Source organism: Polaribacter sp. R77954 (genome assembly GCF_044595335.1).
Lineage (GTDB): Bacteria > Bacteroidota > Bacteroidia > Flavobacteriales > Flavobacteriaceae > Polaribacter.
The window spans coordinates 2,677,567-2,702,713 of the sequence record NZ_CP138992.1; the positions used below are offsets into that span (position 1 = coordinate 2,677,567).

At 31.5% G+C, this 25,147-nt stretch carries 14 protein-coding genes and 1 tRNA gene; 11 read left to right on the forward strand and 4 right to left on the reverse strand.

Annotated features, from left to right (window positions below):
* Positions 1–10 precede the first annotated feature (10 nt).
* From SJY27_RS11685 to SJY27_RS11720, 8 genes are all read left to right on the forward strand, one after another.
* A complete protein-coding gene (locus tag SJY27_RS11685) occupies positions 11–2,851 on the forward strand; it encodes a glycoside hydrolase family 2 protein (RefSeq protein WP_397445020.1) in 2,841 nt (946 codons plus the stop codon).
* Positions 2,852–2,889: 38 nt separating this feature from the next.
* On the forward strand, positions 2,890–6,189 hold the full coding sequence (locus SJY27_RS11690; protein ID WP_397445021.1) for a DUF5107 domain-containing protein: 3,300 nt from the start codon (positions 2,890–2,892) through the stop codon (positions 6,187–6,189).
* Between the two features lie 15 nt (positions 6,190–6,204).
* Entirely contained in the window at positions 6,205–7,719 is a 1,515-nt protein-coding gene (locus tag SJY27_RS11695) for an arylsulfatase (RefSeq protein WP_397445022.1), read from the forward strand.
* 116 nt (positions 7,720–7,835) lie between these two features.
* Positions 7,836–10,646: a sugar-binding domain-containing protein gene (locus tag SJY27_RS11700; protein WP_397445023.1), complete on the forward strand. Its 2,811-nt coding sequence runs from the start codon at positions 7,836–7,838 to the stop codon at positions 10,644–10,646.
* A gap of 22 nt (positions 10,647–10,668) precedes the next feature.
* A complete protein-coding gene (locus SJY27_RS11705; RefSeq protein ID WP_397445024.1) occupies positions 10,669–11,550 on the forward strand; it encodes a family 16 glycosylhydrolase in 882 nt (293 codons plus the stop codon).
* A 102-nt stretch (positions 11,551–11,652) separates the two neighbouring features.
* A complete protein-coding gene (locus SJY27_RS11710) occupies positions 11,653–12,501 on the forward strand; it encodes a T9SS type A sorting domain-containing protein (protein WP_397445025.1) in 849 nt (282 codons plus the stop codon).
* A gap of 109 nt (positions 12,502–12,610) precedes the next feature.
* Positions 12,611–15,814 (forward strand): glycoside hydrolase family 2 TIM barrel-domain containing protein, encoded by a 3,204-nt coding sequence (locus SJY27_RS11715; protein WP_397445026.1) that lies wholly within the window; start codon positions 12,611–12,613, stop codon positions 15,812–15,814.
* Between the two features lie 22 nt (positions 15,815–15,836).
* A complete protein-coding gene (locus tag SJY27_RS11720) occupies positions 15,837–17,264 on the forward strand; it encodes a sulfatase-like hydrolase/transferase (RefSeq protein WP_397445027.1) in 1,428 nt (475 codons plus the stop codon).
* A gap of 54 nt (positions 17,265–17,318) precedes the next feature.
* Here the strand turns inward: SJY27_RS11720 and SJY27_RS11725 are convergent, their stop codons facing one another.
* The 3 genes from SJY27_RS11725 to SJY27_RS11735 form a co-directional block, all read right to left on the reverse strand.
* Positions 17,319–18,020 (reverse strand): hypothetical protein, encoded by a 702-nt coding sequence (locus SJY27_RS11725; RefSeq protein WP_397445028.1) that lies wholly within the window; start codon positions 18,018–18,020, stop codon positions 17,319–17,321.
* 2 nt (positions 18,021–18,022) lie between these two features.
* Entirely contained in the window at positions 18,023–21,097 is a 3,075-nt protein-coding gene (locus tag SJY27_RS11730) for a T9SS type A sorting domain-containing protein (RefSeq protein WP_397445029.1), read from the reverse strand.
* A gap of 444 nt (positions 21,098–21,541) precedes the next feature.
* Positions 21,542–22,444 carry an IS1595 family transposase gene (locus SJY27_RS11735; RefSeq protein ID WP_397445030.1) on the reverse strand — a complete coding sequence of 301 codons (903 nt, stop codon included), beginning with the start codon at positions 22,442–22,444 and terminating at the stop codon, positions 21,542–21,544.
* A 70-nt stretch (positions 22,445–22,514) separates the two neighbouring features.
* Here SJY27_RS11735 and SJY27_RS11740 point away from each other — a divergent pair, with 70 nt between their 5' ends.
* Positions 22,515–23,261, forward strand: a complete 747-nt coding sequence (locus SJY27_RS11740; protein ID WP_397445031.1) for a hypothetical protein — start codon at positions 22,515–22,517, stop codon at positions 23,259–23,261.
* Positions 23,262–23,362: 101 nt separating this feature from the next.
* Here the strand turns inward: SJY27_RS11740 and SJY27_RS11745 are convergent.
* Positions 23,363–23,444, reverse strand: a tRNA-Leu gene (locus tag SJY27_RS11745).
* 125 nt (positions 23,445–23,569) lie between these two features.
* Here SJY27_RS11745 and SJY27_RS11750 point away from each other — a divergent pair.
* Both SJY27_RS11750 and SJY27_RS11755 read left to right on the forward strand, forming a co-directional pair.
* Positions 23,570–24,511 carry a ribose-phosphate pyrophosphokinase gene (locus tag SJY27_RS11750; protein WP_397445032.1) on the forward strand — a complete coding sequence of 314 codons (942 nt, stop codon included), beginning with the start codon at positions 23,570–23,572 and terminating at the stop codon, positions 24,509–24,511.
* 16 nt (positions 24,512–24,527) lie between these two features.
* Positions 24,528–25,115, forward strand: a complete 588-nt coding sequence (locus SJY27_RS11755) for a 50S ribosomal protein L25/general stress protein Ctc (protein ID WP_397445033.1) — start codon at positions 24,528–24,530, stop codon at positions 25,113–25,115.
* The last annotated feature ends 32 nt before the right edge of the window (positions 25,116–25,147 follow it).

Genomic DNA, 25,147 nt, shown 5'->3' on the forward strand with positions numbered 1-25,147 from the left:
GATTTACTAAATGAAGTTTTTACAAACCATAAAAGTTATACTTATTTGCTCGTTTTTACTGGCATTAAATGCTTGTGCAAAAAAAGCAGAGAAGCAAATAGATTTATCTGGCAATTGGAGGTTTAAAATTGATTCTTTAAATGTTGGAGAAAAGCAAAACTGGTTTTTAGATAAACTATCAGATACTATTAAGTTGCCAGGTTCTATGGCAGAAAATGGTAAAGGAGATGATATTACTGTAAACACAAATTATACAGGTAATATGTGGAATGATAGTTTGTGGTATACAGATCCAAAAATGGCAAAGTATAGAAAAGAAGGAAATATTAAAATTCCTTTTTGGTTGCAACCTGTTAAAGATTATAAAGGAGCTGCTTGGTATCAAAAAACGGTAACTATTCCAGAAAATTGGAATGGTAAAACCATCAAACTACATTTAGAGCGTGTGCATTGGGAATCTACAGTTTGGGTAGATAACAAAAAAGTAGGCATGCAAAATAGTCTAGCTACAGCACATAATTATGATGTAAGTAATTTCTTAACTTCGGGAGTTCATACCATTTCTATTCGAGTTGATAATAGTATAAAAGATATTAATGTTGGTAAAGATGCCCATAGTATTTCTGATAATACACAAACAAACTGGAATGGTATTGTTGGCGGTATTAAGCTTGAGGTTACTCCTAAATTGGCATTAGGGGTAGTAAAATTGTATCCAAATGTTTCCACTAAATCAGTAAAAGTTGTTGCTCAAATACAAGGTGATACACAAAATACTAAACCAGAATTAACCCTTCAAGTTAGAGAGAAATCAAATAACAAACATACTCTAGAAGAAGTTATAAAAGATGTTCAGCTAGATGTAGATAATAAAATAGTGGTAAACTTTAATATGGGAGAAAACCCTAAGTTTTGGGATGAATTCAACCCTAACCTTTATGAAATGCAACTTGTTTTAAAATCTGATGAAGCAGTTGATACAAAACGTATAGATTTTGGGATGCGAGAGTTTAAAGCTGATGGTACTATTTTTAAAATAAACAACCGCCCTATATATTTAAGAGGAACTCTAGAGTGTGCAATTTTTCCAAAAACTGGCTATCCCCCAACAGATGTAGATTCGTGGAAACGAATTCTAAAAATTATTAAATCGCATGGATTAAATCATGTTCGTTTTCACTCTTGGTGTCCACCTGAAGCAGCATTTATAGCAGCTGATGAAATGGGCGTGTATATTCAGGCAGAAGCATCTGCTTGGTTAGCTAATTTAGGAGATGGAACACCAGTTGATCATTGGTTGTATAAAGAAGGTGAAGCTATTATTGATGCTTATGGAAATCATCCTTCTTTTGTCTTAATGACTTACGGAAATGAGCCAAGTGGAAAATATCACAAAGAATATTTAACCAAATACGTAGATCATTTTAAAAATTTAGATAACAGACGTTTGTATACTAGTGGTGCAGGGTATCCGTATTTGCCAAATATGGATTATTATAACCATAGAGGTCCTAGAATTCAAGGTTGGAACGAAAATTTAAAAAGTATAATTAATGCCAAAGCCCCTCAAACAGTATTCGATTGGAGTAAGTTCATAGATAAAACCCCAATGCCCTATGTAAGCCATGAAATGGGCCAATGGTGTGTGTATCCAAACTTTAAAGAAATGTCTAAATACACTGGTGTTTTAAAACCTAAAAACTTTGAAATTTTTAAAGAAACTTTATCAGAAAATGGGATGAGTGATTTGGCTGAGGATTTTCTAATGGCGTCAGGAAAATTGCAAACGCTGTGTTATAAGGCAGATATTGAAGCAGCTTTAAGAACCAAAGGGATGGCTGGTTTTCAATTACTAGATTTACATGATTTTCCTGGACAAGGAACAGCTTTAGTAGGCGTTTTAGATGCTTTTTGGGATGAAAAAGGATACGTAACTCCAGAAGAATTTAAACAATTTAGTGGAAAAACAGTTCCGTTAGCACGTTTAGAAAAAAGAACTTTTCAAAATACAGATACTTTATCAGCTGTAATTGAAATTGCTCATTTTGGAGAAGCAACATTGGATAATGTAACTCCAAAATGGACATTCACAAAACCTGATGGAAGTATTTTTTCTGAAGGAAAATTAAAAACAACTAACATCCCGTTAGGAAATGGAATTCAATTAGGTGTAATTAATCAATCTTTTAAGAAAATTACGAAAGCTCAAAAATTAACGTTAAGTATTACTGTTAATGAATTTAAAAACAGTTGGGATATTTGGGTATATCCAAATGAAAAAGCACCTATAAAAAATAAGAAAGGCTATAAAGTAACCAATAAATTAGATGCTAAGACATTAGCATATTTAAATAATGGAGGAAGTGTCTTATTGAACATTACCAAAGGAGATGTTACTCCAGAATATGGAGGTGATATCGGAATTGGTTTTTCAAGTATTTTCTGGAATACCTCTTGGACTAAAGAACAAAAACCACATACATTAGGAATCCTTTGTGATCCTAAGCATCCTGCGTTGGCTCATTTTCCAACAGAATACCATTCTAACTGGCAGTGGTGGGATGCCATGAGTCATTCTAACGCCATCATTTTTGATGAACTTCCAGAAATTAATCCAATAGTTAGAGTAATTGACGATTGGTTTAAAAACAGAAAAACAGCACTACTTTTTGAAGCTAAAGTTGGTAAAGGAAAACTACTGTTTTCTGGAATAGACTTACACACAAATTTAGAAGAAAGATTAGAAGCAAAACAGTTGTTGTATAGTTTAGAGAACTATGTGTCAAGTGATGCTTTTAAACCTAAAATAGACCTAAAAGAGAAACAATTAAAACAAATGTTAAAGTATTAATACTCTTTTTTTTGAGTGTTATGTAAAAACTAAGTCATATGAGAACTGTAAAAGCCTGGGAGGAGAAAGTGATGATTCCTACTTACGAAGTTGGAGCTCCAGAAAAATATCCTGTTTTTTTAGAAAAAAGAGTATATCAAGCAAGTAGTGGAGCAGTATATCCACATCCTGTAATAGAAAAAATTAGCGATACAAAAGTAGATAAAGAATGGGATGCTATTTTTATAGAAAATGATTATATAAAATTAATGATTTTACCTGCTTTAGGTGGAAGAATTCAAAGAGCTTACGATAAAATTCGTAAGCGCGACTTTGTATATTATAATCATGTAATAAAACCAGCACTTGTAGGTTTAACTGGTCCTTGGATTTCTGGAGGAATTGAATTCAACTGGCCACAACACCATAGACCAAGTACTTACGATCCAACAGATTTTTATATAGAAGATAATGAGGATGGTAGTAAAACCATTTGGGTAAGCGAATTAGAACGTATGTTCCGTACAAAAGGTATGGCAGGTTTTACCTTACATCCAGATAAAGCATATATAGAAATTAAAGCACATTTATACAACAGAACACCTCATCCACAAACTTTTTTATGGTGGGCAAACCCTGCTGTAGCAGTTAATGATCATTATCAATCTGTATTTCCTCCAGATGTAAATGCAGTATTTGACCACGGAAAACGTGATGTTTCTGAATTTCCAATTGCAAAAGGAGAATACTATAAAGTAGATTACTCACCAGGAACAGATATTTCTAGATATAAAAATATTCCTGTACCAACAAGTTATATGGCAATTACGTCTAAATATGATTTTGTGGGTGGTTATGAGAATGATTCTAAAGGAGGATTATTACACGTAGCAGACCATAATGTGTCTCCTGGAAAAAAACAATGGACTTGGGGTAATGGAGAATTTGGAAAAGCATGGGATAGAAATTTAACAGATACAGACGGACCATACATAGAATTAATGTGTGGCGTATATACAGACAATCAACCAGATTTCTCTTGGATGCATCCTTACGAAGAGAAAAGCTTTAAGCAGTATTTTATGCCTTACTATAATGTTGGTGTAGTAAAAAATGCAACCAAAGAAGCTTTAGTAAACCTAGAAATGGTTGATGGTAAAGCATTGGTAAAAGTATATGTTACCTCTACCTATAACAATTGTGTAATTACTTTAAAAGCAAATGATACAGTAGTACACGAAGAAGTTGTAAACCTTTCTCCAGAAGTAGGTTTTGAACAATCTGTAGAAATAGGAACTAATACGTTTGATGATTTACAAATATCAGTAAATGATGCTGCTGGTAAAGTATTGGTCTCATGGGAACCAGACAAAGATTTATCGGAAGAAATTCCTGAACCAGCAAAAGCTGCTAAAGATCCTAAAGATATAGATACTGTAGAAGGTTTGTATTTAAGAGGATTGCATTTAGAGCAGTACAGACATGCTACTTTTAATGCCACAGATTATTACGAAGAAGCGTTAAGAAGAGCTCCAAAAGATGTACGTTGTAATAATGCAATGGGGCTTTGGTATATGCGCAAAGGGCAATTAGAAAAATCTATCCAATATTTTAACACGGCTATCGAAACGTTAACAAGTCATAATCCAAATCCGTATGATGGAGAACCTTACTTTAATAAAGGGTTGGCTTTAAATTTCTTAGGTAAAAAAGAAGAAGCGTACGCAAGTTTCTTTAAAGCGTGTTGGAATGCACAATGGCAAGATGCAGGTTACTTTAATTTGGCGCAAATAGATTGCTCTAAAGGTGATTTAGAAAAAGCGTTAGACCTTGTAGATAGAGCATTAATTAAAAACTGGCACAATCATAAAGCAAGACATTTAAAAGTTGTTATTTTAAGAAAACAAGGTAAACTAGAAGCTGCTGGTAAATTAATAGAAGAATCTTTAGCTATCGATAAGTTTAATTTCGGGGTTTTATACGAACGTTATATTTTATCAAATAAACAAGAAGATGTAGAGGCTCTTAAACATATTTTAAGAAATAATGCGCATAATTATATTGAGTTTTCTCTAGATTATGCTTCGGCAGGTCAGTTTGATGAAGCTGTGGCTTTATTAAAAGTACACACAGAAGAGAATACTAAGGTTTATCCTATGGTATACTATTTTATGGGATGGTTTTACGATCAAAAAGGAGATCATACAAATGCATTAGAAGCTTACAAAAAAGCCTCTCAAATGCCAGATAAATATTGTTTTCCAAATAAAATAGAAGAAGTATTAGCGCTACAAGCTGCTTGTATAGCAAACCCATCTGATGCCAAAGCATTTTATTATTTAGGTAACTTTTGGTATGCAAATAGACAATATGTAGAAGCGCAAGAATGTTGGGAAACATCCGTGAAATTAGATGAACGTTTTGCAATTATCCATCGTAATTTAGCTTTACTGTATTACAACAAAACCAATCAAAAAGAGTTGGCAGTAAAACATCTAGAAAGAGCCTTTAAGATAGATAATACAGACGCTAGATTGTTAATGGAGTTGGACCAATTGTATAAGAAAATAAATGTATCTATAGACAAGCGTTTGTCTCTTTTAGAACAATATATAGAGTTAACCAATTCTAGAGACGATTTATATTTAGAGCGCATTTCTCTATACAATTTAAAAGGCGATTTTGAAAAAGCGAAAGAATTGATAGAAAACCGCCAGTTTCATCCTTGGGAAGGAGGAGAAGGTAAAGTACCTTTTCAATATTTAACCTGTTATACAGAACTAGCTAAGAAAAACATTAACGCAAAGAATTTTGAATATGCAATTGAGTTGCTCATCGCAGCAAAAACATATCCTCATAATTTAGGTGAAGGTAAATTGCATGGTACCGTAGAAAATGATATTGATTATTGGTTAGGTTGCGCCTATGAAGGTTTAGGTGATAAAGATAAAGCAAAATCATACTTTGAGTTAGCATCAGAAGGGTTAAGCGATCCTAGTCCTGCAATATTTTATAACGATCAGCAACCAGATAAAATTTTCTACCAAGGTTTAGCTTTACAAAAATTAGGAAAATCTAAAAAAGCAGAAAAGAGATTTGATAACCTCTTAAACTATGGTTTAGCGCATATGAATGATAATGTAAAGTTAGATTACTTTGCCATTTCACTACCAGATTTATTAATTTGGGAAGAAGATTTAAACGTTATTAACAAAATACATTGTAACTATTTAATTGGTCTTGGTCAATTAGGTAAAGGCAATGATGCAGAGGCTATTGAAGCTTTCGATAAAGTAAAACGTACAAACCTATCTCATATACCAGCAAATATTCATGCACAATTGGTTGGTGTTTCATAATATTACTTAAACTTCATGAACTTTAAATATTTAATGTATTACAGTATTATTTTCTTCCTTATGGGAGTAAATAGTACTGTTTTTTCTCAAAAGAATAAACCCAATATTGTCATCATTTATGTAGACGATTTAGGTTTTGGTGATATTGGAGTAAATGGAGCAATTGGGGTAAAAACACCTAATATTGATACTTTAGCAAAAAATGGTTTAAATCTTACTGATGCACACTGTTCTGCTGCAACTTGTACACCATCTCGTTATTCTTTATTAACAGGTAGTTACGCTTTTAGAAGTAATGCTGCTATTTTAGAAGGTGATGCTCCCTTAATAATAGATACCAAAAAAGAGACGTTACCAAAAATGTTGCAAAAAGCAGGATACACAACAGGTGTAGTTGGTAAATGGCACTTAGGTTTGGGTAAAGGAAAAATAGACTGGAACAAGCGTATTCCTTTAGGACCAAAAGAAGTTGGTTTTGATTATAGTTTTTTAATTCCTGCAACAGGAGATAGAGTACCTTGTGTATTTCTTGAAAACCAAGAAGTTGTTGGTTTAGATATTAATGATCCAATAACTGTAAGTTATGGTTCTAGAATTGAAGGTTATCCTTGGGGATTTAAACATCCAGAATTATTAAAACAACATACAGATCCTTATCATCAAGGAGCTGTAATTAATGGAATTAGTAGAATTGGTTATATGAAAGGTGGAAAAGATGCACTTTGGGTAGATGAAGATTTTCCTTTTGTATTAACCGATAAAGCCAACGATTTTATAAATAAAAATACGGAAAAACCATTCTTTTTATATTTTTCGTTACACGACATTCATCAACCAAGAATAGCAAATATTAAGTTTGTAGAAAGTAGTAGTATGGGACCTCGTGGAGATGTTATTGCTCAAATGGATTGGTGCGTGGGTCAAATTACAAAAACCTTAAAAAAACACAATCTTTTAGAAAATACGTTAATCATTTTTACTAGTGATAACGGACCTATTTTAGATGATGGATATGTAGATTATGCTAGAGAATTAGTTGGAGACCATAAACCAGGAGGTATTTTTAGAGGAAGTAAATATTCTGTTTATGAAGCAGGAACTAGAATGCCAACAATAGTACATTGGCCAAAAGAAGTAAAACCAGGTACGAGTTCTGCATTGTTATCTCAAGTAGATTTGTATAAATCTCTGGCTTGTTTAGTAAAACAAGATGTTGAAAAAGATGCGGCTCCAGATAGTCAAGATTTTTTAAAGTCGTGGTTAGGGAAATCGAATAAAGGGCGTAAATTTTTATTAGAAGAAGCCTATACTTACGGTTTAAGAATGGGAAAGTGGAAATACATACAACCTAAAAAGAAACCTGTGCCTAATTGGATTGTTCAAAAATTTGTTGACCCAGGTTTCAGAACAGAAGTGCAATTATTTAATTTAGATGAAGATCCATCAGAAAAAAATAATGTCTATAAAAATCACCCAAAAATAGTTGAGGTAATGGAACAAAAAATCAATGCAATTTTAGATCAGAAATAGATTTATAAAGTTTAAAATATGAGTTAATCATATGAGATTTAATAGAAATTATAGCAATTGCGGAAAATTAAATTATTAAGAATTTAATATTACCAATAAAAAATAAAATTACAAAAATGTTGAATAAATTTAATGTACAAAAAACAGGTCTTTTCACAGGGACTCTAATTATATTATTAATATTGAATAGTTGTTCAAAAGCACCAACTTCTATAACTATTTCTGGTCAATGGCAAGTAAAACTAGATTCAACAAATATTGGTAATTCACAAGGTTGGGCAAACAGTAAATTTACAGGAACTTCTATAAACTTACCAAACACTTTAGATGGTGCAAAAATAGGAACTACAGATACACTAAAGCCTGCTATTAACAATTATGTGATGTCTAATTTAACTAGAAAATATCAATATATTGGTAAAGCATGGTATCAAAAAGAAATAGAAATTCCAACTTCTTGGAAAGATAAAAATATTCAATTAGGTTTAGAACGTATCATTTGGGAATCATCAGTTTATATAGATGGGAAATTAATGGGAAGTGCAAATAGTCTCGTTGGTAGTCATAATTATAATCTAACCAATAACCTAACTCCAGGAAAACATTTGCTTACAATTTGTATAGACAATTCTAATAAGTTTCCATTGATTAATGTAGCAGGTACAATGTATCCAATTAAGGTTAATCAAGATATGGCACATGCCTACACTAATCATACGCAAATAAAATGGAATGGTATTTTAGGTGATATGGAGCTAGTTGCTCACGATAAAAACGAGCCAGAAAACATTCAAATTTACCCAAATGCAGCGCTGAATAAATTAAAAGTAACATTTAATCAGCCTACTCAAGTTGGAGAATCTGTAAGTCTTATTATAAAATCTACTGATGGTGTTGAGGTGTATAACAATAAAGTAAAGACCTCTAAAACTGAAGGAAATGAGTTTGTATTAGAAATTGATAAACCTAAAGACTTAGAATTATGGGACGAATTTAACCCAAAATTATATGATGTAACAGTAGTTACCAATACAGGTACAACTAGTGCAAGATTTGGTTATAAGTTTGTGAGCAGTAAGGGTGGAGATTTATTATTAAATGATAAACGAATTTTCTTAAGAGGAAATTTAGAATGTGTAATTTTTCCTTTAACGGGTCATCCACCTACAAAAAAAGAAGAATGGGCTACCTTAATAAAACAAGCCAAAGATTATGGGTTAAATCACTTACGTTTTCATTCATGGTGTCCACCAAAATCGGCATTTGAAGCAGCAGATGAAGCAGGTTTTTATGTGCAAGTAGAATTGCCTCATTGGAGTTTAAAAGTTGGTGAAGACAAAAACACAACCCAGTTTTTAAAACAAGAAGCAGATAAAATAATTAAAGATTACGGAAACCATCCATCGTTTATTTTTATGGCTTTAGGTAACGAATTACAGGGAGATATAAGTGTTTTAAATGATATGGTTGCAGATTTAAAACCTAAAGATAATAGACATTTGTATGCAACTACTGCATTTTCATTTCAACAACCAACTGGTACAAGACCAGAAAAAGAAGATGAGTTTTTTATTGCACAATGGACAGATAAAGGATGGATTAGAGGGCAAGGTATTTTTAATGCAAAAGCACCTCACTTTAATGCAGATTATACTTCAGGAGCAGGTCATATAAACGTGCCTTTAGTATCTCACGAAATAGGACAGTATTCTGTATACCCAGATATGAGTGAAATCGAAAAATATACAGGGGTACTAAAACCATTAAATTTTATTGCTGTAAAAAATGATTTAGAGAAAAAAGGACTTATAGATTTAGCACCAGATTTTACGTATGCTTCAGGAAAATTAGCAGCATTATTATACAAAGAAGAAATTGAACGTGCATTAAAAACACCAAGTTTTGATGGTTTTCAATTATTACAATTACAAGATTTTCCGGGTCAAGGTACAGCTTTAGTTGGTTTGTTAAATGCATTTTGGGAATCTAAAGGTGTAATTTCTGCAGAAGAATTTAGTCAATTTAATAGTGAGTTAGTTCCGCTAATTCGATTTGAAAAAGCAGTTTACGAAAATGAAGAAACATTTGAAGCTTCTATAGAAATTGCTAATTTTTATAAAGAGTTAAAAAATAAAACTATAGATTGGGTTATTACTGATGAAGCAAAAAATGTAGTAAACAAAGGGTCTTTAACTGATGTAAATTTAGTGATAGGCAACAATACCAATTTAGGTAAAATTGTCCATACTATTAAAATTAATAAGGCTAAAAAACTAACCATAACAGTTCGTGTAAACAATACGAAATATAAGAATAGTTGGAATATTTGGGTATACCCAAAAAACCTTTCTACTACAGATAATGATATCGTTTTTACTGCATCTATAGCAGTAGCCGAAAAAGCATTGCAAAAAGGGAAAAAGGTATTTTTAAACCCAAATCCAAAATCATTAAAAGGAATTACAGGTCGTTTTGTTCCTGTATTTTGGAGTCCTGTTCACTTTCCAAATCAACCAGCAACAATGGGTGTCTTGTTAGATGAAAAACATCCAGCATTTACTAAATTCCCAACAGATTCTTACAGTAACTGGCAATGGTGGGATTTATGTATCAATTCAAAATCTATCATTGTAGACTCCATTAATGCCAAACCTTTAGTAAGGGTAATCGATAATTTTGTTACCAACCACCACTTAACCAATTTATTCGAAGCTAAAGTTGGTAAAGGACAATTGGTATTTTCTTCTATAGACTTAACGTCAAATTTAAATAAAAGGCCTGTTGCTAGACAGTTAAAACACAGTGTTATAAATTACATGAAAAGCAGCTCTTTTAATCCTTCAAACTCAATAAATATAGAAGATATAAAATCTTTAAAATTAACGGGAAAACAATCTAATTTCTCTGCAAAAGATATTTATCAATAATATACAACTTAAAAATTTTAAAATGTACAACAAACTTAACATTCAAAGCAGTCAGTTTTTTTTTAGTATTATTTTATTGGCTTTTGTGTTTGCTTCCTGTGAGGGTAATTCAACATCACCTGATGACGAACAATTTAATGATTTAGATGATGATACAGTTACAGATGTAAAACCATTGCTTAATTCTGTAAATACAAGTAATTGGATTTTAATGTTCGAGGACAATTTTGATAAATTCGAACCTACTAAATGGACCAAAAATAACTCAGCAAAAAGTAGAGCAGCTCGTCCAGGAGTTGGTATCAATCAATGGTTTTGGAAACCAGAAAATGTAAGTTATAAAGATGGAAACTTAGTTCTTAAAAGCGAAAAAGTAGCTAATGATGTACTGCATTGTGGAGGTGTTTTTACAAATAATTTATTCGAATTTAAATACGGTTATATAGAAGCTAAAATAAAAATTGCAGAAACTTTTTTTGGCACTCATACCGCTCTTTGGTTGCAAGGAGATAATATGGGGAATATAGATGGTACAGGTAATGACGGCGCAGAAATAGATGTTTTTGAATCTGCTTGGATTGGTGATTACACAAAAAGTGTAGTACATATAGATGGCTATGGACAAAGCCATAAAGCAAATACAAGACGTTATGAAACACCTGGCCTTCACTCTGGTTACCATACTTTTGGGTTACTTTGGAATGAAGATAAGTTAGAGGTTTATTATGATGGGCAATTTAAAACACGTTACCAGGGTATATGGGTTCCAAAAGTTGAAGAATTTCTTTGGTTATCTACAGGTGCAAGTTTTGGAGGTGCTGCAAATACTAATTTTTCAGAAAGAAATATAGGAGAGTTTACAGAAGCTAAAGTAGATTATATTAGAGTATGGAAAATGAAGTAAGTTAAAAAGTAATTATGTCTATGTTTTACTAATATAAGTCCATTTTTTAGTTAGTTTAATTGGGTAGTTTTATATCAAACAATTTTAACTAAATACTTTATTATGAAACTAAAAATTACTTATTTATTCATTTTATTAATTGGCTCAACAAACTTAATGTTTGGGCAGACTATGATTAATGACTTTGAAAATGGAACAACAGAGGATGCACTAACAAATGTAGGTGGTGGTATTACTGCCGAAATTGTAGATAACCCGAATGCCAGTGGAGATAATACCACAGCAAAAGTTTTAAAAATTGGTAGAAATGCAACACAATGGTGGATTTTTGCAGGTATCGATGTTGCAGATATTGCTATTTCAGATACCGAAACAAAATTTTTAAGTTTTATGGTTTATGGCCCTAAAACTGATCTAGCTGTAAGATTTAACGCAACAGCTGATGATAATAACGGAACTAATGGAGGTATTATAAGACCTACAACTTTACATTCTGGAGAAGCTCAATGGGAACAAATCGTGATTCCAATTGTAGATAGCCAAACAGCTACAAGTTTTACAGGTAGCACTCTTTTTAAAATCGTTTTTCACCCAGATATAGCTGATGCAAGTATTGTTGAAGGAGGACAAATTCTAAACGATACAGATAGCTTTTTATATATTGATGAAATTAAAATTTTAGATAGTAATCCATTAAGCACATCAAACTTTGAATTAAACAATACTATTTCCTTATCCCCTAATCCTGCTAGAAATGTTTTTAAAGTAAACACTCTTAATAATATTAGTATAAGAGAGGTTTCGGTTTATAATATTCTTGGTAAACAAGTAAATGTTCTTAACATTGGTGTAAATCAATTTGATATTTCTTCTTTGTCTACAGGAATGTATATGGTAAAAATTAAAGATAGTAAAGGGAGTATAGCTTCTAAAAAACTATTTGTAAAATAAATATTGTTTACTAACTATCTATTTCATTAGATAAATTTTAACTAGAAAAACAGACGTATTTATATGTCTGTTTTTTTATTATTTAATTCACGATTATAATGTTCATGTCATGAAGTTTTTCTTAAGAATATTCTTGTTCGCCTTTTTAATGATCTCTTGTAAACAACAAATAAAATTAAGGCCTAAATATACCGCGAAAGTATGGGAGAATCCAGAATGGGAAAATTCAGAAATATTTCAAGTAAATAGAGAAGCTCCAAAAGCTACTTTTTACAACTACGACAATTTAGACAATGCAATTCTTGGTAAAAATTGGAAATCATCTTCCAATTATAAATCCTTAAACGGCACTTGGAATTTTTATTATGCAGATAGCGTTAAAGCAAGACCAGAAAGTTTTTACAAAGAAGATTTTAATGTAGATGGATGGGATACCATTTCAGTACCTTCTAACTGGGAATTACAGGGGTTTGGTTTGCCTGTGTATACTAATATTGTGTATATGTTTCCTAAAAATCCACCGTTTATTCCTCATAATATCAATAATAACGGAAGCTATAAACGTGATTTTCAAATCCCAAAAAACTGGAAAAATAATGACATTTATTTGCATTTTGCAGGTGTAAGTGGAGCCATGTACGTATATATAAATGGAAAAAAAGTAGGGTATTCAGAAGGTAGTAAAACACCAGCTGAGTTTAATATTACTAAATATATTAAGTCAGGAAAAAATCAGATTGCAGTACAGGTTTTACGTTGGTCTGACGCGAGTTATATAGAAGATCAAGATTTTTGGAGACTAAGTGGTATAGAAAGAGATGTCTATTTAAGAGCAGACAAACCAATTGCAATTAACGATTTTAAAGTAGGTAGTGATTTGGTAAACAATTATAAAGATGGGGCATTTAGTATAGATATAGAACTTAAAAACACAAAACTATCTGTTGAAAAAAGAAAACTAGAGGTTACACTTTTAGACGATAAAAAGCAACAAATTTTTTCTAAGACTAAAATAGTTGCTATTTCAAAAAGCAAATCAAACATAACCTTTAAAGAAAATATTAAAAATGTAAAACCATGGACAGCAGAGACTCCCAACTTATATACAGCAGTTTTATCGTTAAGTAATCTTGATGGGGAATTTTTACAAATTACCTCAGTAAAAGTAGGTTTTAGAAATATAAAAATTAAGAATAACCAATTTTTAGTAAACGGTAAACCTGTTTTAATCAAGGGTGTTAACCTTCACGATCATGATGAAACTAAAGGGCATGTAGTAGACGAAGTATTAACCATTAAAGATCTTAGGTTAATGAAACAGAATAATGTAAATGCCATTCGCTGTAGCCATTACCCTAAGAATACATTTTTTTATGATTTATGTGATACATATGGGTTTTACGTAATTGATGAAGCCAATATAGAAACTCATGGAATGGGCACAACTAACCAAGGCTTAGACAAAAAACCTGAGGTAAAAAAAATACACCCAGCTTATAGAGAAGATTGGAAAGCAGCGCATTTAGATAGAACAATTCGCATGTTTGAGCGTGATAAAAATCATCCATCTATTGTTACTTGGTCTTTAGGAAATGAAGCAGGAAATGGTGATAACTTTTTTGCAACATACAACTGGTTGAAAGAAAATGATGCAACACGCCCTACCCAATACGAAGGTGCAACCAAATACAAGAATACAGACATTCAAGCACCAATGTACGATCGTATTCCACAACTAATTGAGTATGCTGAAAACAAACCCAAACGCCCTTTAATTTTATGCGAATACTCTCATGCTATGGGAAATAGTTTAGGAAATTTTAAAGATTATTGGGACGTTATTCGAAAATACAATGTCTTGCAAGGTGGTTTTATTTGGGATTGGGTTGACCAAGGTTTAGTTACAAAGACAGAAGATGGAAAAAAATATTGGGGTTATGGAGGAGATTTTGGTGCTGCTCACTTACAACACGATGGTAATTTTTGTTTAAACGGAATTGTAAATCCTGACAGAACACCACATCCTGGTTTACAAGAATTGAAAAAAGTATATCAAAACATTCAATTTTCGGATGTTAACTTTAAGACTGGTCAGGTAAAAATTTTTAATGAATATTTCTTTACCAATTTAAATAACTTTAAAATAGATTGGGAGCTTTTTAAAGAAGGCGAAAAAATAACTTCTGGAAGTTTAGGAGTTTTAGATATTGCTCCTCAAAAATCAAAAATGGTACAATTGAACTTGCCTAAATTGGATAATAAAAAGCATGAATACCAACTTAATTTTTTAGCAACTACCCATAAAGATTTACCATTACTTTCTAAAGGGTTTCCTTTAGCTAAAGCACAATTCGTAACAGGTACTTTTATACCCAAATTCAAAGAAAATGCTACAGAGCATTTAATGTTATCTTCTACAGAAAATGAAGTTGTTTTAAAATCAGAAAATTTTACAGCTAGTTTTGACGTGCAAACAGGAGAACTCTCAAAATTAGATTACGGAAACGGAAATATTATCCAAAAAGGAATATCTGCTAATTTTTGGAGAGCAACCACAGATAACGATTACGGATTTAACATGCCCAAACATTTTGGTATTTGGAAAAAAGCAACTGAAAATCAAAAGTTAACCTCTATGTTGTTAAAAGATAAAAAATCATCCCTTGATTTATTATCAGCAGATAAAATAAGTTTTAATGGAAGTGCTGTACATCTAGAAATGATTTATAAATTGCCTGAAAACATTGCTACAATAAAGATGCAATATGTAATTGATGCATCTGGGCAAATAACAATTAAAACCTCATTGTTAAATGTAAAAACAGCGTTGCCCAATTTACCTCGTTTTGGAACTAATTTTATTGTAAATAAAGACTTAAATCAAGTAAATTGGTATGGTAGAGGACCTTTAGAAAATTATCAAGATAGAAAAACATCACAATTTGTAGGTAGTTACCAAGCTTCTGTTTCAGAATTGTATTTTCCGTATATCAGACCTCAAGAAAATGGATATAGAACTGATGTACGTTGGGTAACATTTACAAATAGACAAGGGCAAGGTATTAAAGTATTAGGGCCAGAAAATATTGGTTTTAGTGCGCATCATCAATACAATTCAGATTTTGATGCTGGTGAAACGAAAAAACAAAGACACACTGTTGATATCGTAGAACGAGATTTTACAAATATTAATATAGATAATGAACAGATGGGCGTTGGAGGAGATACAAGTTGGTGGACAAGACCTTTAGAGCAATACCAAATTAAAGCAAAAACACAATCATTTTCTTACAGTATCATTCCTATTCAATAACCTTAGTTAATTATTTTTATAAATGAATCGTTTTTTCTCATTATTTCTTTTCTCACTCATTGTTAGCTTTGGATGTAAATCAAAATTAGAGACTCCAAAAGACAAGTTACCTAACGTAATCATTATTTTAGTAGATGATGCAGGTTATGTAGATTTTGGTTTTATGGGAAGTAAAGATTTACAAACTGCAAATATTGATGACCTAGCTAAAAGCGGTGTAATTTTTACTGATGCACATGTTAGTGCTACTGTTTGTGCGCCATCACGAGCTGGATTAATCACAGGAAAATACCAACAGCGTTTTGGTTTTGAAGCGAATGGGACTGGAGGAATTGGTTTAAGTGATGACGTTACCACCATTGCAGATATCTTTGAAAACAATGGTTACAATACCTATGCTTTAGGAAAATGGCATTTAGGAGAAGAAACTTCCGATCATCCAAACCAAAGAGGCTTTAACGAGTTTTATGGATTTTTAGCAGGAAGTCGTTCTTATTTCCCGTTAGAAAATCCCTCAAAAGAAAAAATGCTACAATACAATGGAGAACGTGTAGTCTTTAATGGTTATATGACTGATGTTTTAGGAGACCAATCTGTAAAATTTGTAGAAGATTCAAAAGAGAAACCGTTTTTTATGTACTTGTCTTATAATGCGGTTCACACTCCAATGCACGCAAAAAAAGAAGATTTAGAAAAGTTCAAAAATCACCCGAGACAAAAGTTAGCAGCGATGACTTGGAATTTAGATAACAACGTAGGTAAACTATTAACCAAGCTTGAAGATTTAGGAATAAGAGAGAATACATTGATTTATTTTTTAAGTGATAATGGTGGAGCTCATAACAACCAATCTTCTACAGGAGCCCTAAAAGGGTGGAAAGGAAATAAATTTGAAGGTGGGCATAGAGTTCCGTTTGTTGTCAGTTGGCCTAAAATGGTTAAAGGAAATCAAAAGTTTGCAGGGTTAACATCTTCACTAGATATTTTTACCACCTCTTTAAGTGCTGCTAAAATTAATAAACCCAAAACATTACAATTAGATGGCAAAGACTTGTTGCCTTATGTAAATGGCGAAAAACAAGGTAATCCGCATAAAACTTTATTTTGGAGAAAATTAGAGGAGTCTGCAGTTAGAATGGGTGATTTTAAAATGATTACTTTAGAGAACTATAGGGCTGTAATGTATAATTTAAATAAAGATTTAGGAGAAATAAATGATATTTCTAAACAAAATAAATCTCAGTTAGATAGTATGTTTTCTTCTTATCACATTTGGCAACAAGAAATGAAAAATCCACTTTGGGTAGAAGGAAAAGATTGGATGAATGTAACTTATCATATTCATAAAAAACTAATGGAGAATAAGCGGCCAGATTACAAAGATATTTGGAGTCCTGCTTTTAAGAAAAAAAATAGAAATATTGTTAAAAGAAAAACATCCTTATTGTAGTTTTAAAACCAAGATAAGGATGTTTAATTAACAAAAAATACAAATAATAAAAATCTAAAAATTATTTACATAAAAATTCCATATAGGGCTGTTGGTTTCAGCACCTTTATCATCCTTAACAGTTATTTGCCAGTAATAAGTAGTTTGAGGAGAATCAGCAGTTACTTGTAACGTTGTTTGTTCTGTATTTTCTAACATTAAAGTAAGTGCATCTTTGTCTTTACCAAAATAGACATCATATTTTAAAGGATCGTTATCTACATCAGAAGCTGTCCATTGTAGATCTATAGTATTTACGCCGTCAAAATTTTGACCAACAAAAGGAGCAACATTATCAGGAGAAAAAGGTAAGTTATTACTATTTGGTACTTCTTCTGTATAGAATTGAGAAGTAGGAGAATAATCACTTTCTATACCTTTACTACTTTTTGCTCTTACTCTCCAGTAATACGCAACACCCTTTTCTAGCGTTACAATTTTTGACAAAGAAGTTTGTATTTCAGATGTAATTATAGTAGAGAATTGATTGTCTGTTGCGATCTCAAAGATATACACTACAGAACTTCCGTCTTCATTTGTAGAAGCATCCCATGAGAAGTTAATTGTATTATCAATACATAATTGATCTGCTCCAGGAAATACTAATAAAGGTGTAGAAGGAGTACTATCTGTAATTTGTCCTAAACCACCATCGTCACTTTTAGAACATGATGAATATATAATGCTACAAATAAAAATATATAATAGTTTTCTCATATTTATTTTTTTATGATTTTAATTGTTTTCGGCTTTTCTAAATTTAATCTTGCAAAATAAACTCCAGAAGCTATGTTTTTAACGTCAACCCTTACTTTATTGTTAATTACTGGATATTGTTTTTTGGATATTAGACCAGATTCTAGAGAATATAACTCTATAGTTATTTGTTTATCAGTTACAGGAATTGGAACTTCAAAAAAGTTGTCTGTAGGGTTTGGAAATGCCTTAAGTTTAATTGTTTCTCCTATTGTTTTTGTGATTTTTCCTTCGCAAGATGCTTTTGATGCTACTTGAATAAAATCGCCTTCTTTTACAGGTAAACTAAAAGATTTACTATGAGTTTCTAATACTTTAATAGTGTTTATATACACTGTATATGGTGCTGTTCCAGATTTCAGATCAATATTAATTTTGTTAGATTTCACAGAGGTTTTACCTGATAAGAGTTCAGATTCTTTAATTTCTAAAGTAGCACAATAATTATATGTTGTATTATCTATACCAATGCAAATGTTGTAAGACCCAGGTTCTAAGTTTGGTACATTTAAAGTGTTGTCAAAATCATATTTTACACCAGAAATTGTTACATTATAATTATGTCTAAATTTAGTTTCAATTTTTAATTTTCCGTTTTTACCTACACAGGTTTCATCTACAACTTCAATTTTAAAATTATCTGGAGCAACAAAAATGGTAGAAAAATCTTCGTTAATTCTAAAGTCTAAAATACCACTTCCATAGGTTCCATATCTTACTAAATTTTCACTTTCTATAAACTGAACAGCAGAATATCTAACTTCTTTTGGAAGTTTGCTACTATCCATTTTAAACCATTTATCTTGTTGTACAGAAAAGACCCAAGCACCATCAAAAACACAGGCTGCAAAAATAAATTGGCCATTTGGTGAGGCAGCTAAACCCACTATTCTGTCTACATCTAATCCATCATTATGATTTGTAAATGTTTTACCTCCGTCTGTAGAAATTAAAAAATTGTTACCTGCTCCTGCATAGTATACTGTTGCTTCATCTATTGGGCTTGTTGCAATTGCAGGAGATCTTTTTCTAGAAGTGCTTACACTACCTTTTGGCCAAGTACCAGAGTAATTGGATTGTGAAAAGTTGCTACCCCCATCTGTAGAATACATGAGTTTACCTGATGCTAATGCTACATACCATCTGTTCGTGTTTTTTGTTGAATAGCCAAAACTAAGTGTAGATTCCGGAAAAACAAAAGGGTGTAATGTTCTATTTATTTCGCTGCCATCGTATGAGATTTTATGTAATTGATTACCCCAAGGAATGTATACAGCATCTTCAGTACTATTTGGAGAAGCAACCATCATTGTGGCTGTCCAGTTATCGTAAAAATCTTTTTTAGAAACTGTTCTAATATCGCCACCACCTACTACAGGACTTCTACCAATTGTACCATAATAATACCAATACCAAGCAGATTCTCCACCTTTGGCTGTAGCTACTCTTAAAACATCAGTATTAGCTTCTCTTAATGCTGGTGAAACAAAGCCTTCTTCTCCTTTGTCATCTCCTAAAATACTTTGAGAGCCTCTATCTTGATTTCCACTATATATTCTATTGTGTTTTTCACTAGTTGCTGAATCATAACTCATCATTGCAGGTGTACCCTTGTTAATTGGAATCCATGAATCCCATTGTTCTGGAGTCGAAGAGTAAAAAGAACCAAAATCAAATCCACCAAATGTAAAGAAAGTTCCATCTTCTTTTTCGTAAGACCTCATGTGTTGTAAATCCCAAACATGATCTATTGGTGGGAGTTTATTACCGTTATTAACCCAAGTATTACCATAGTCAAATGAAATATTTAACCTAGTAAAACCAGAAAAACAAATGTTTGGCTTAGTGGGGTGTATATCTGTAATGTCTCTATCTTGTGGGGTACTTCCGGTTTTTGTCCAAGAACTACCTTCATCATTAGAATAGTAAATTGTGTTATTATTATAACTAACATAAATAGTTGTTGTACCATTAACAGTATTACCTTTTAAAGAGGTTACAGCGTCTATATTAGGGTATGTTTCGCTTAATAAAGTAAAATCTGAATCATTTTCTTCCATTTTATAAATTGATAACCTTTTATCGCTAGTTCTTAGGGCGAAATAATATATGGTGTTACTACCATAAGGTTTAAGTATGTTAGTGTCGTAAGCAGGTGAGTATACAACAACATTAGATTCACGATAATTTAACCCATAATCATCAGAGATATATACTACATCTTTCCAACCTGTTGTGTTTTTTTGATTACCAAAAGCAACAATTTTTTTTCCAGTTGCTGTTTCTGTTACTAGAGTTTTGTAGTTATTTCCGTTTGTAAAAAATGCTCCATTTGCAGTTATCCATGTTCTTCCTTCATCATCAGAAAATTCCATACCTCCGTTTTTCTGTTGATGTAATAATCTAAACGAACCATCAGGTAAGTTAACACCGTTAAAATGCAAACCTGCAAGTCTAAAATTATTATTTGAAAAACTTTTTTGATCATTTCTTAAAAGCCACTGATTTTCGGCGTTTTCATCTATTTTATAGAGATGACCCGCAAAAGAAACAATGTAAAAATCTTTATTTACAGGGTCATAAAGAGAACCATCTGCTCTAAATCCACTTTTATCAAATAAGGTGAATTCTTTTTGATCCCAAAAACCAGATAAGGTATTGTTAGCATAAGAATCTTCTTCAGCCAAAGAAGATGTTAGTATATTTTTTGCAGCCTTTTCTTTATATGCTACGAAGTTTTGTTCACTATTGAATTTAAAACCTGAAGCATTTAGTTTCGTAAACCATTTATTATAGTCTTCTAATTCTTTACCTTGAAGTTTAGAAGGATCAAAAATTGCTGGATGACCATCTTTTTCCATAGCCATTTCAAAAGCAATTTCTTCCTCGGTTTCTTCATAATCTTCACCATATTCTTTATGGTATTCATCAATATCATGACTTATACTTTCACCTAATATATTATTGTTTATTAGAATTAATATTAAGAAAGTTGAAATGGAAATAAAGCTTAGAATTTTAAAAGTATTTTTTTTCATAAATAATGATCTGTTTAAAAAAGTAAACTTATTATAAACTAAGATCATTTACATTAATTAAAATACTGTTTATATGGATTTTAATACTTCGCTATAATAAAGAATCATTTTAAAAATTATAGAACTTTAATAATTAAAATTTAGACTATCACTAAGAAGGAGAATATAAATGATTTAAGTATTCTTTGGATTAAGAATAGACATTTACATTATTTTTTCGATAGGATTTGTATTTGATGTTAGGATTTAGATGCACTTCAGCAGGTTTTCTGAGATCTAGGCTAAAATGAGTTCTCAAATTGTTGTAAATATAGACAGCTTGTTGAGTCATTTTTTGAGCTAATTCAGTGTTTTTAATGTTTTGTTTTAATCCATATTCATATTTAAGTGTTGAGACTGTAAACTCAACTCTGTCTGCATAAAAAAAGTATTAATTTTATTGAGTTATACGTTTATTTGCTGTTTTATTTGAGACTGGTAAATAGGTTTACTTTCTACCATTCTTAGTATTGTTTTATGAAAAATACTAGCTTTATTTTGGGAGCGATTGATTCTAAAACAAAATTCATCAAAGTAAGCTTGAATATGTGCTTTACTCACATGAGTAGGTATGGCTCTTATCCATGATTTCACTTGCATAATTATAGTATGTAATTGTTTAAAATTACCACCATTGTTGCTATAAATCTGCTCAATATTAAAATTTTCTTTTAAAGGTTCATAGCCTCTCCATTTGTCTGTAATTATTTTTGATGATTTACAAATATGTTCTTCAAATATTGGGGTTAGTGATTTTGCAGAATAATCATCAATCGACCTAATATAGACTCTTTTTACTTTGTTATTATCTGTCAATTCTATTGCTATAACAGCCTTTTTCTTTTTACTATCATAACTTCTACCTTGTTTACCTTCTTCTTTTCCTCCAACTGTAAATTCATCAACATGAATTAATTTTTCCAAAGGATATTTTTGGCTGCTCTTCATCGCTTTACGAACTTTTTGCATAAAATACCAAGCTGTTCCTTGACGAAGACTAAAGCGTTTACCCATTTGAATACTTGATATGCTTTTACTGCTTGTACTCATCTCAAATGCAATACAAAATGCTTTCTGTAGGCCAAATTTAACTTTATGAAAAATAGTATTTGCTGTAGCACTTTCCACATGATGACAGTTGTAACAGTGATAAGTATAACCTGATTTTGCACAGCCTTTGGTATGACCACATTTACTACATGTAAAACCATCATGCCATTTTATTTTCGCTAAATAGGATTTACAGGCTTCATCATTTGGTAATTCTTTTATAAAGTTTAGTAAGTCTTGTCCCTTAAATTCTTCCATTTTACTGTATTTAATAATATAAATATACGGAAATTATATGACTAACTCAATTAGTTAAAATATTAGAGCTATGCCTAAAAAACTTCACCCTTTAGTAATTAAAACTAAGTTAGAGTTAGAAAAAATAGATAAAGAGAATGTTAAAACTTGGGGAGAAAGACATAGCTACAGAGGAACGAATTTGCCAGTTTCAGTCGAACCAAAATTGCGACCAAGAGCATTTAATTTTATGAATGAGCTATTGCATCTTTTAGCAAAGAATAATCATTCTATCAAAATAGAGTATAATCGATGCCATATCGAAATGTATGGTCAGTTAACTAAATTTACTTTGAGGCAAAAATTTTACAGAAAAAGAATAAAAGAAGAAGGATATAGTTTTTCACGTAATGTTTTTGTCAAAAGTGAGGATTTAGAGTTTAAAATTTTAGATTATCCTAGAAAGATTTGGATAGATAAAAAAACTAAAAACTTAGAGGATTATTTAATCCAAATTTATGAATATATTCAAAAGAAAAGTTTTGAATGGGCAGAGCATCAAAAACTTCAAAAAATAAAAGAAGAAAAACGAGAGCAAGAAAGAATATTAGAGCAAGAGAAACTAAGGTTAATTGCAATAGAAAAAGCTAAATTTGGAACTTTGGTAAAAAGTTCTCAAGATTTTAAACTAGCAAATGATATTCGTAATTATCTTAAAGAATTAAAAGAAAGAATGATAAAAGAGGGGGCAATTGACAAAAAAGACCTGGAATATATCAAATGGGGGCGTCAAAAAGCAGATGAAATAGATCCGTTAATAAACTTTTTGGACGGTTAAATTTTGCTTTTATTATATTTTTTATTCATTGAAAGTGTTACTAAAGCGTTACTACAAAAAATAAAAACCCTGTAAATCAGTTGATTAACAGGATTTTTTTGTACTCAAGGTGGGAATCGAACCCACACTCCCGAAAGAACTGGATTTTGAATCCAGCGCGTCTACCAATTCCGCCACTTGAGCTTTTCTTGAATTGGTTTGCAAAGCTACTAAATATTTTTAATTTATAATGAGAAAATTTAATTTCAAACTCAATAAATTATTTCTACTTTTGTGAACTCACAACAACACAACAAAAACCATATTTTATGATCATCAGCTCTCTTGCACCAAAACTTTTTGGCTGTAGACAAAGTACTGTCTTAGCTAAGAAAATTGCTAAAGAATATAATACAGAGTTAGGAAACGTGATAACAACGTATTTTAGCGATGGCGAGTTTCAACCTGCGTTTGAAGAATCAGTGCGTGGAAGACGTGTTTTTATTATAGGTTCTACATTTCCAAACTCAGATAATTTAATGGAAATGTTATTAATGTGTGATGCTGCAAAAAGAGCATCTGCAAGACATATTACTGCTGTTATGCCTTATTTTGGTTGGGCAAGACAAGATAGAAAAGACAAACCCAGAGTTGCAATAGGAGCAAAATTGGTAGCTAAACTTTTAGAATCTGCAGGCGCTACAAGAATAATGACTATGGACTTGCATGCAGATCAAATTCAAGGTTTTTTCGAAAAACCAGTAGATCATCTATTCGCCTCGTCTATTTTTTTACCTTATATAGAAAGTTTACAGTTAGATAACTTAACAATAGCATCTCCAGATATGGGAGGGTCTAAAAGAGCATATGCTTATTCTAAACACTTACTTTCTGACGTAGTTATTTGTTATAAACAAAGAAAGAAAGCCAATGTAATTGGTCATATGGAGCTAATTGGTGATGTGGAAGGTAAAAATGTAGTTTTGGTTGATGATATGATTGATACAGGAGGTACATTAGCCCATGCAGCAAATTTAATGAAAGAAAGAGGGGCAGAAAGTGTACGTGCAATTTGTACTCATCCTATATTGTCTGGTGGCGCTTATGAAAAGATTGAAAACTCTGCTTTAACAGAGTTAATTGTTTCAGATACAATACCATTAAAAAAAGAGACATCTAAAATAAAAGTTGTATCTTGCGCGCCCTTATTCGCTGATGTTATGCACAAAGTACAAGATAACACATCAATAAGTAATAAATTTTTAATGTAAATTTTAACAAAAAGTAATGAAATCAATTACAATTAAAGGATCAAAAAGAGAAAGCGTGGGCAAAGTAGCTACTAAAGCCTTACGTAATGCTGGAATGGTTCCTTGCGTTATATACGGAGGAGAAACACCAATTCACTTTTCAGCAGAAGAAAAAGCGTTTAAAAACTTGGTGTATACTCCAAATGTGTATACTGCAAGTCTTAATGTTGATGGACAAAAAATAAGTGCAATTTTACAAGACATTCAATTTCACCCAGTAAGTGATAAAATCTTACACGTAGACTTCTATCAATTATTTGATGATAAAGAAATTACAATGAGTATTCCTGTAAAATTAACAGGTACTTCTCCTGGAGTTTTAAATGGTGGATCTTTGCGTTTTACAAACCGTAAATTAAAAGTTAAAGCGTTACCAGCTAATTTACCAGATTTTGTAACTGCAGATATTTCTAAATTAAAAATAGGAAATAAATTGTTTGTAACATCATTAAAAAATGATGATTATACTTTTATGCACCCAGATAATACTGTTGTAGTTCAGGTAAGAACTTCTCGTAATGCAACTGTTTCTGCTGATGAAGAAGAAGAAACAGCAGCAGAATAAACAACTGTTACTATAAATTTAATAAAAGCGTT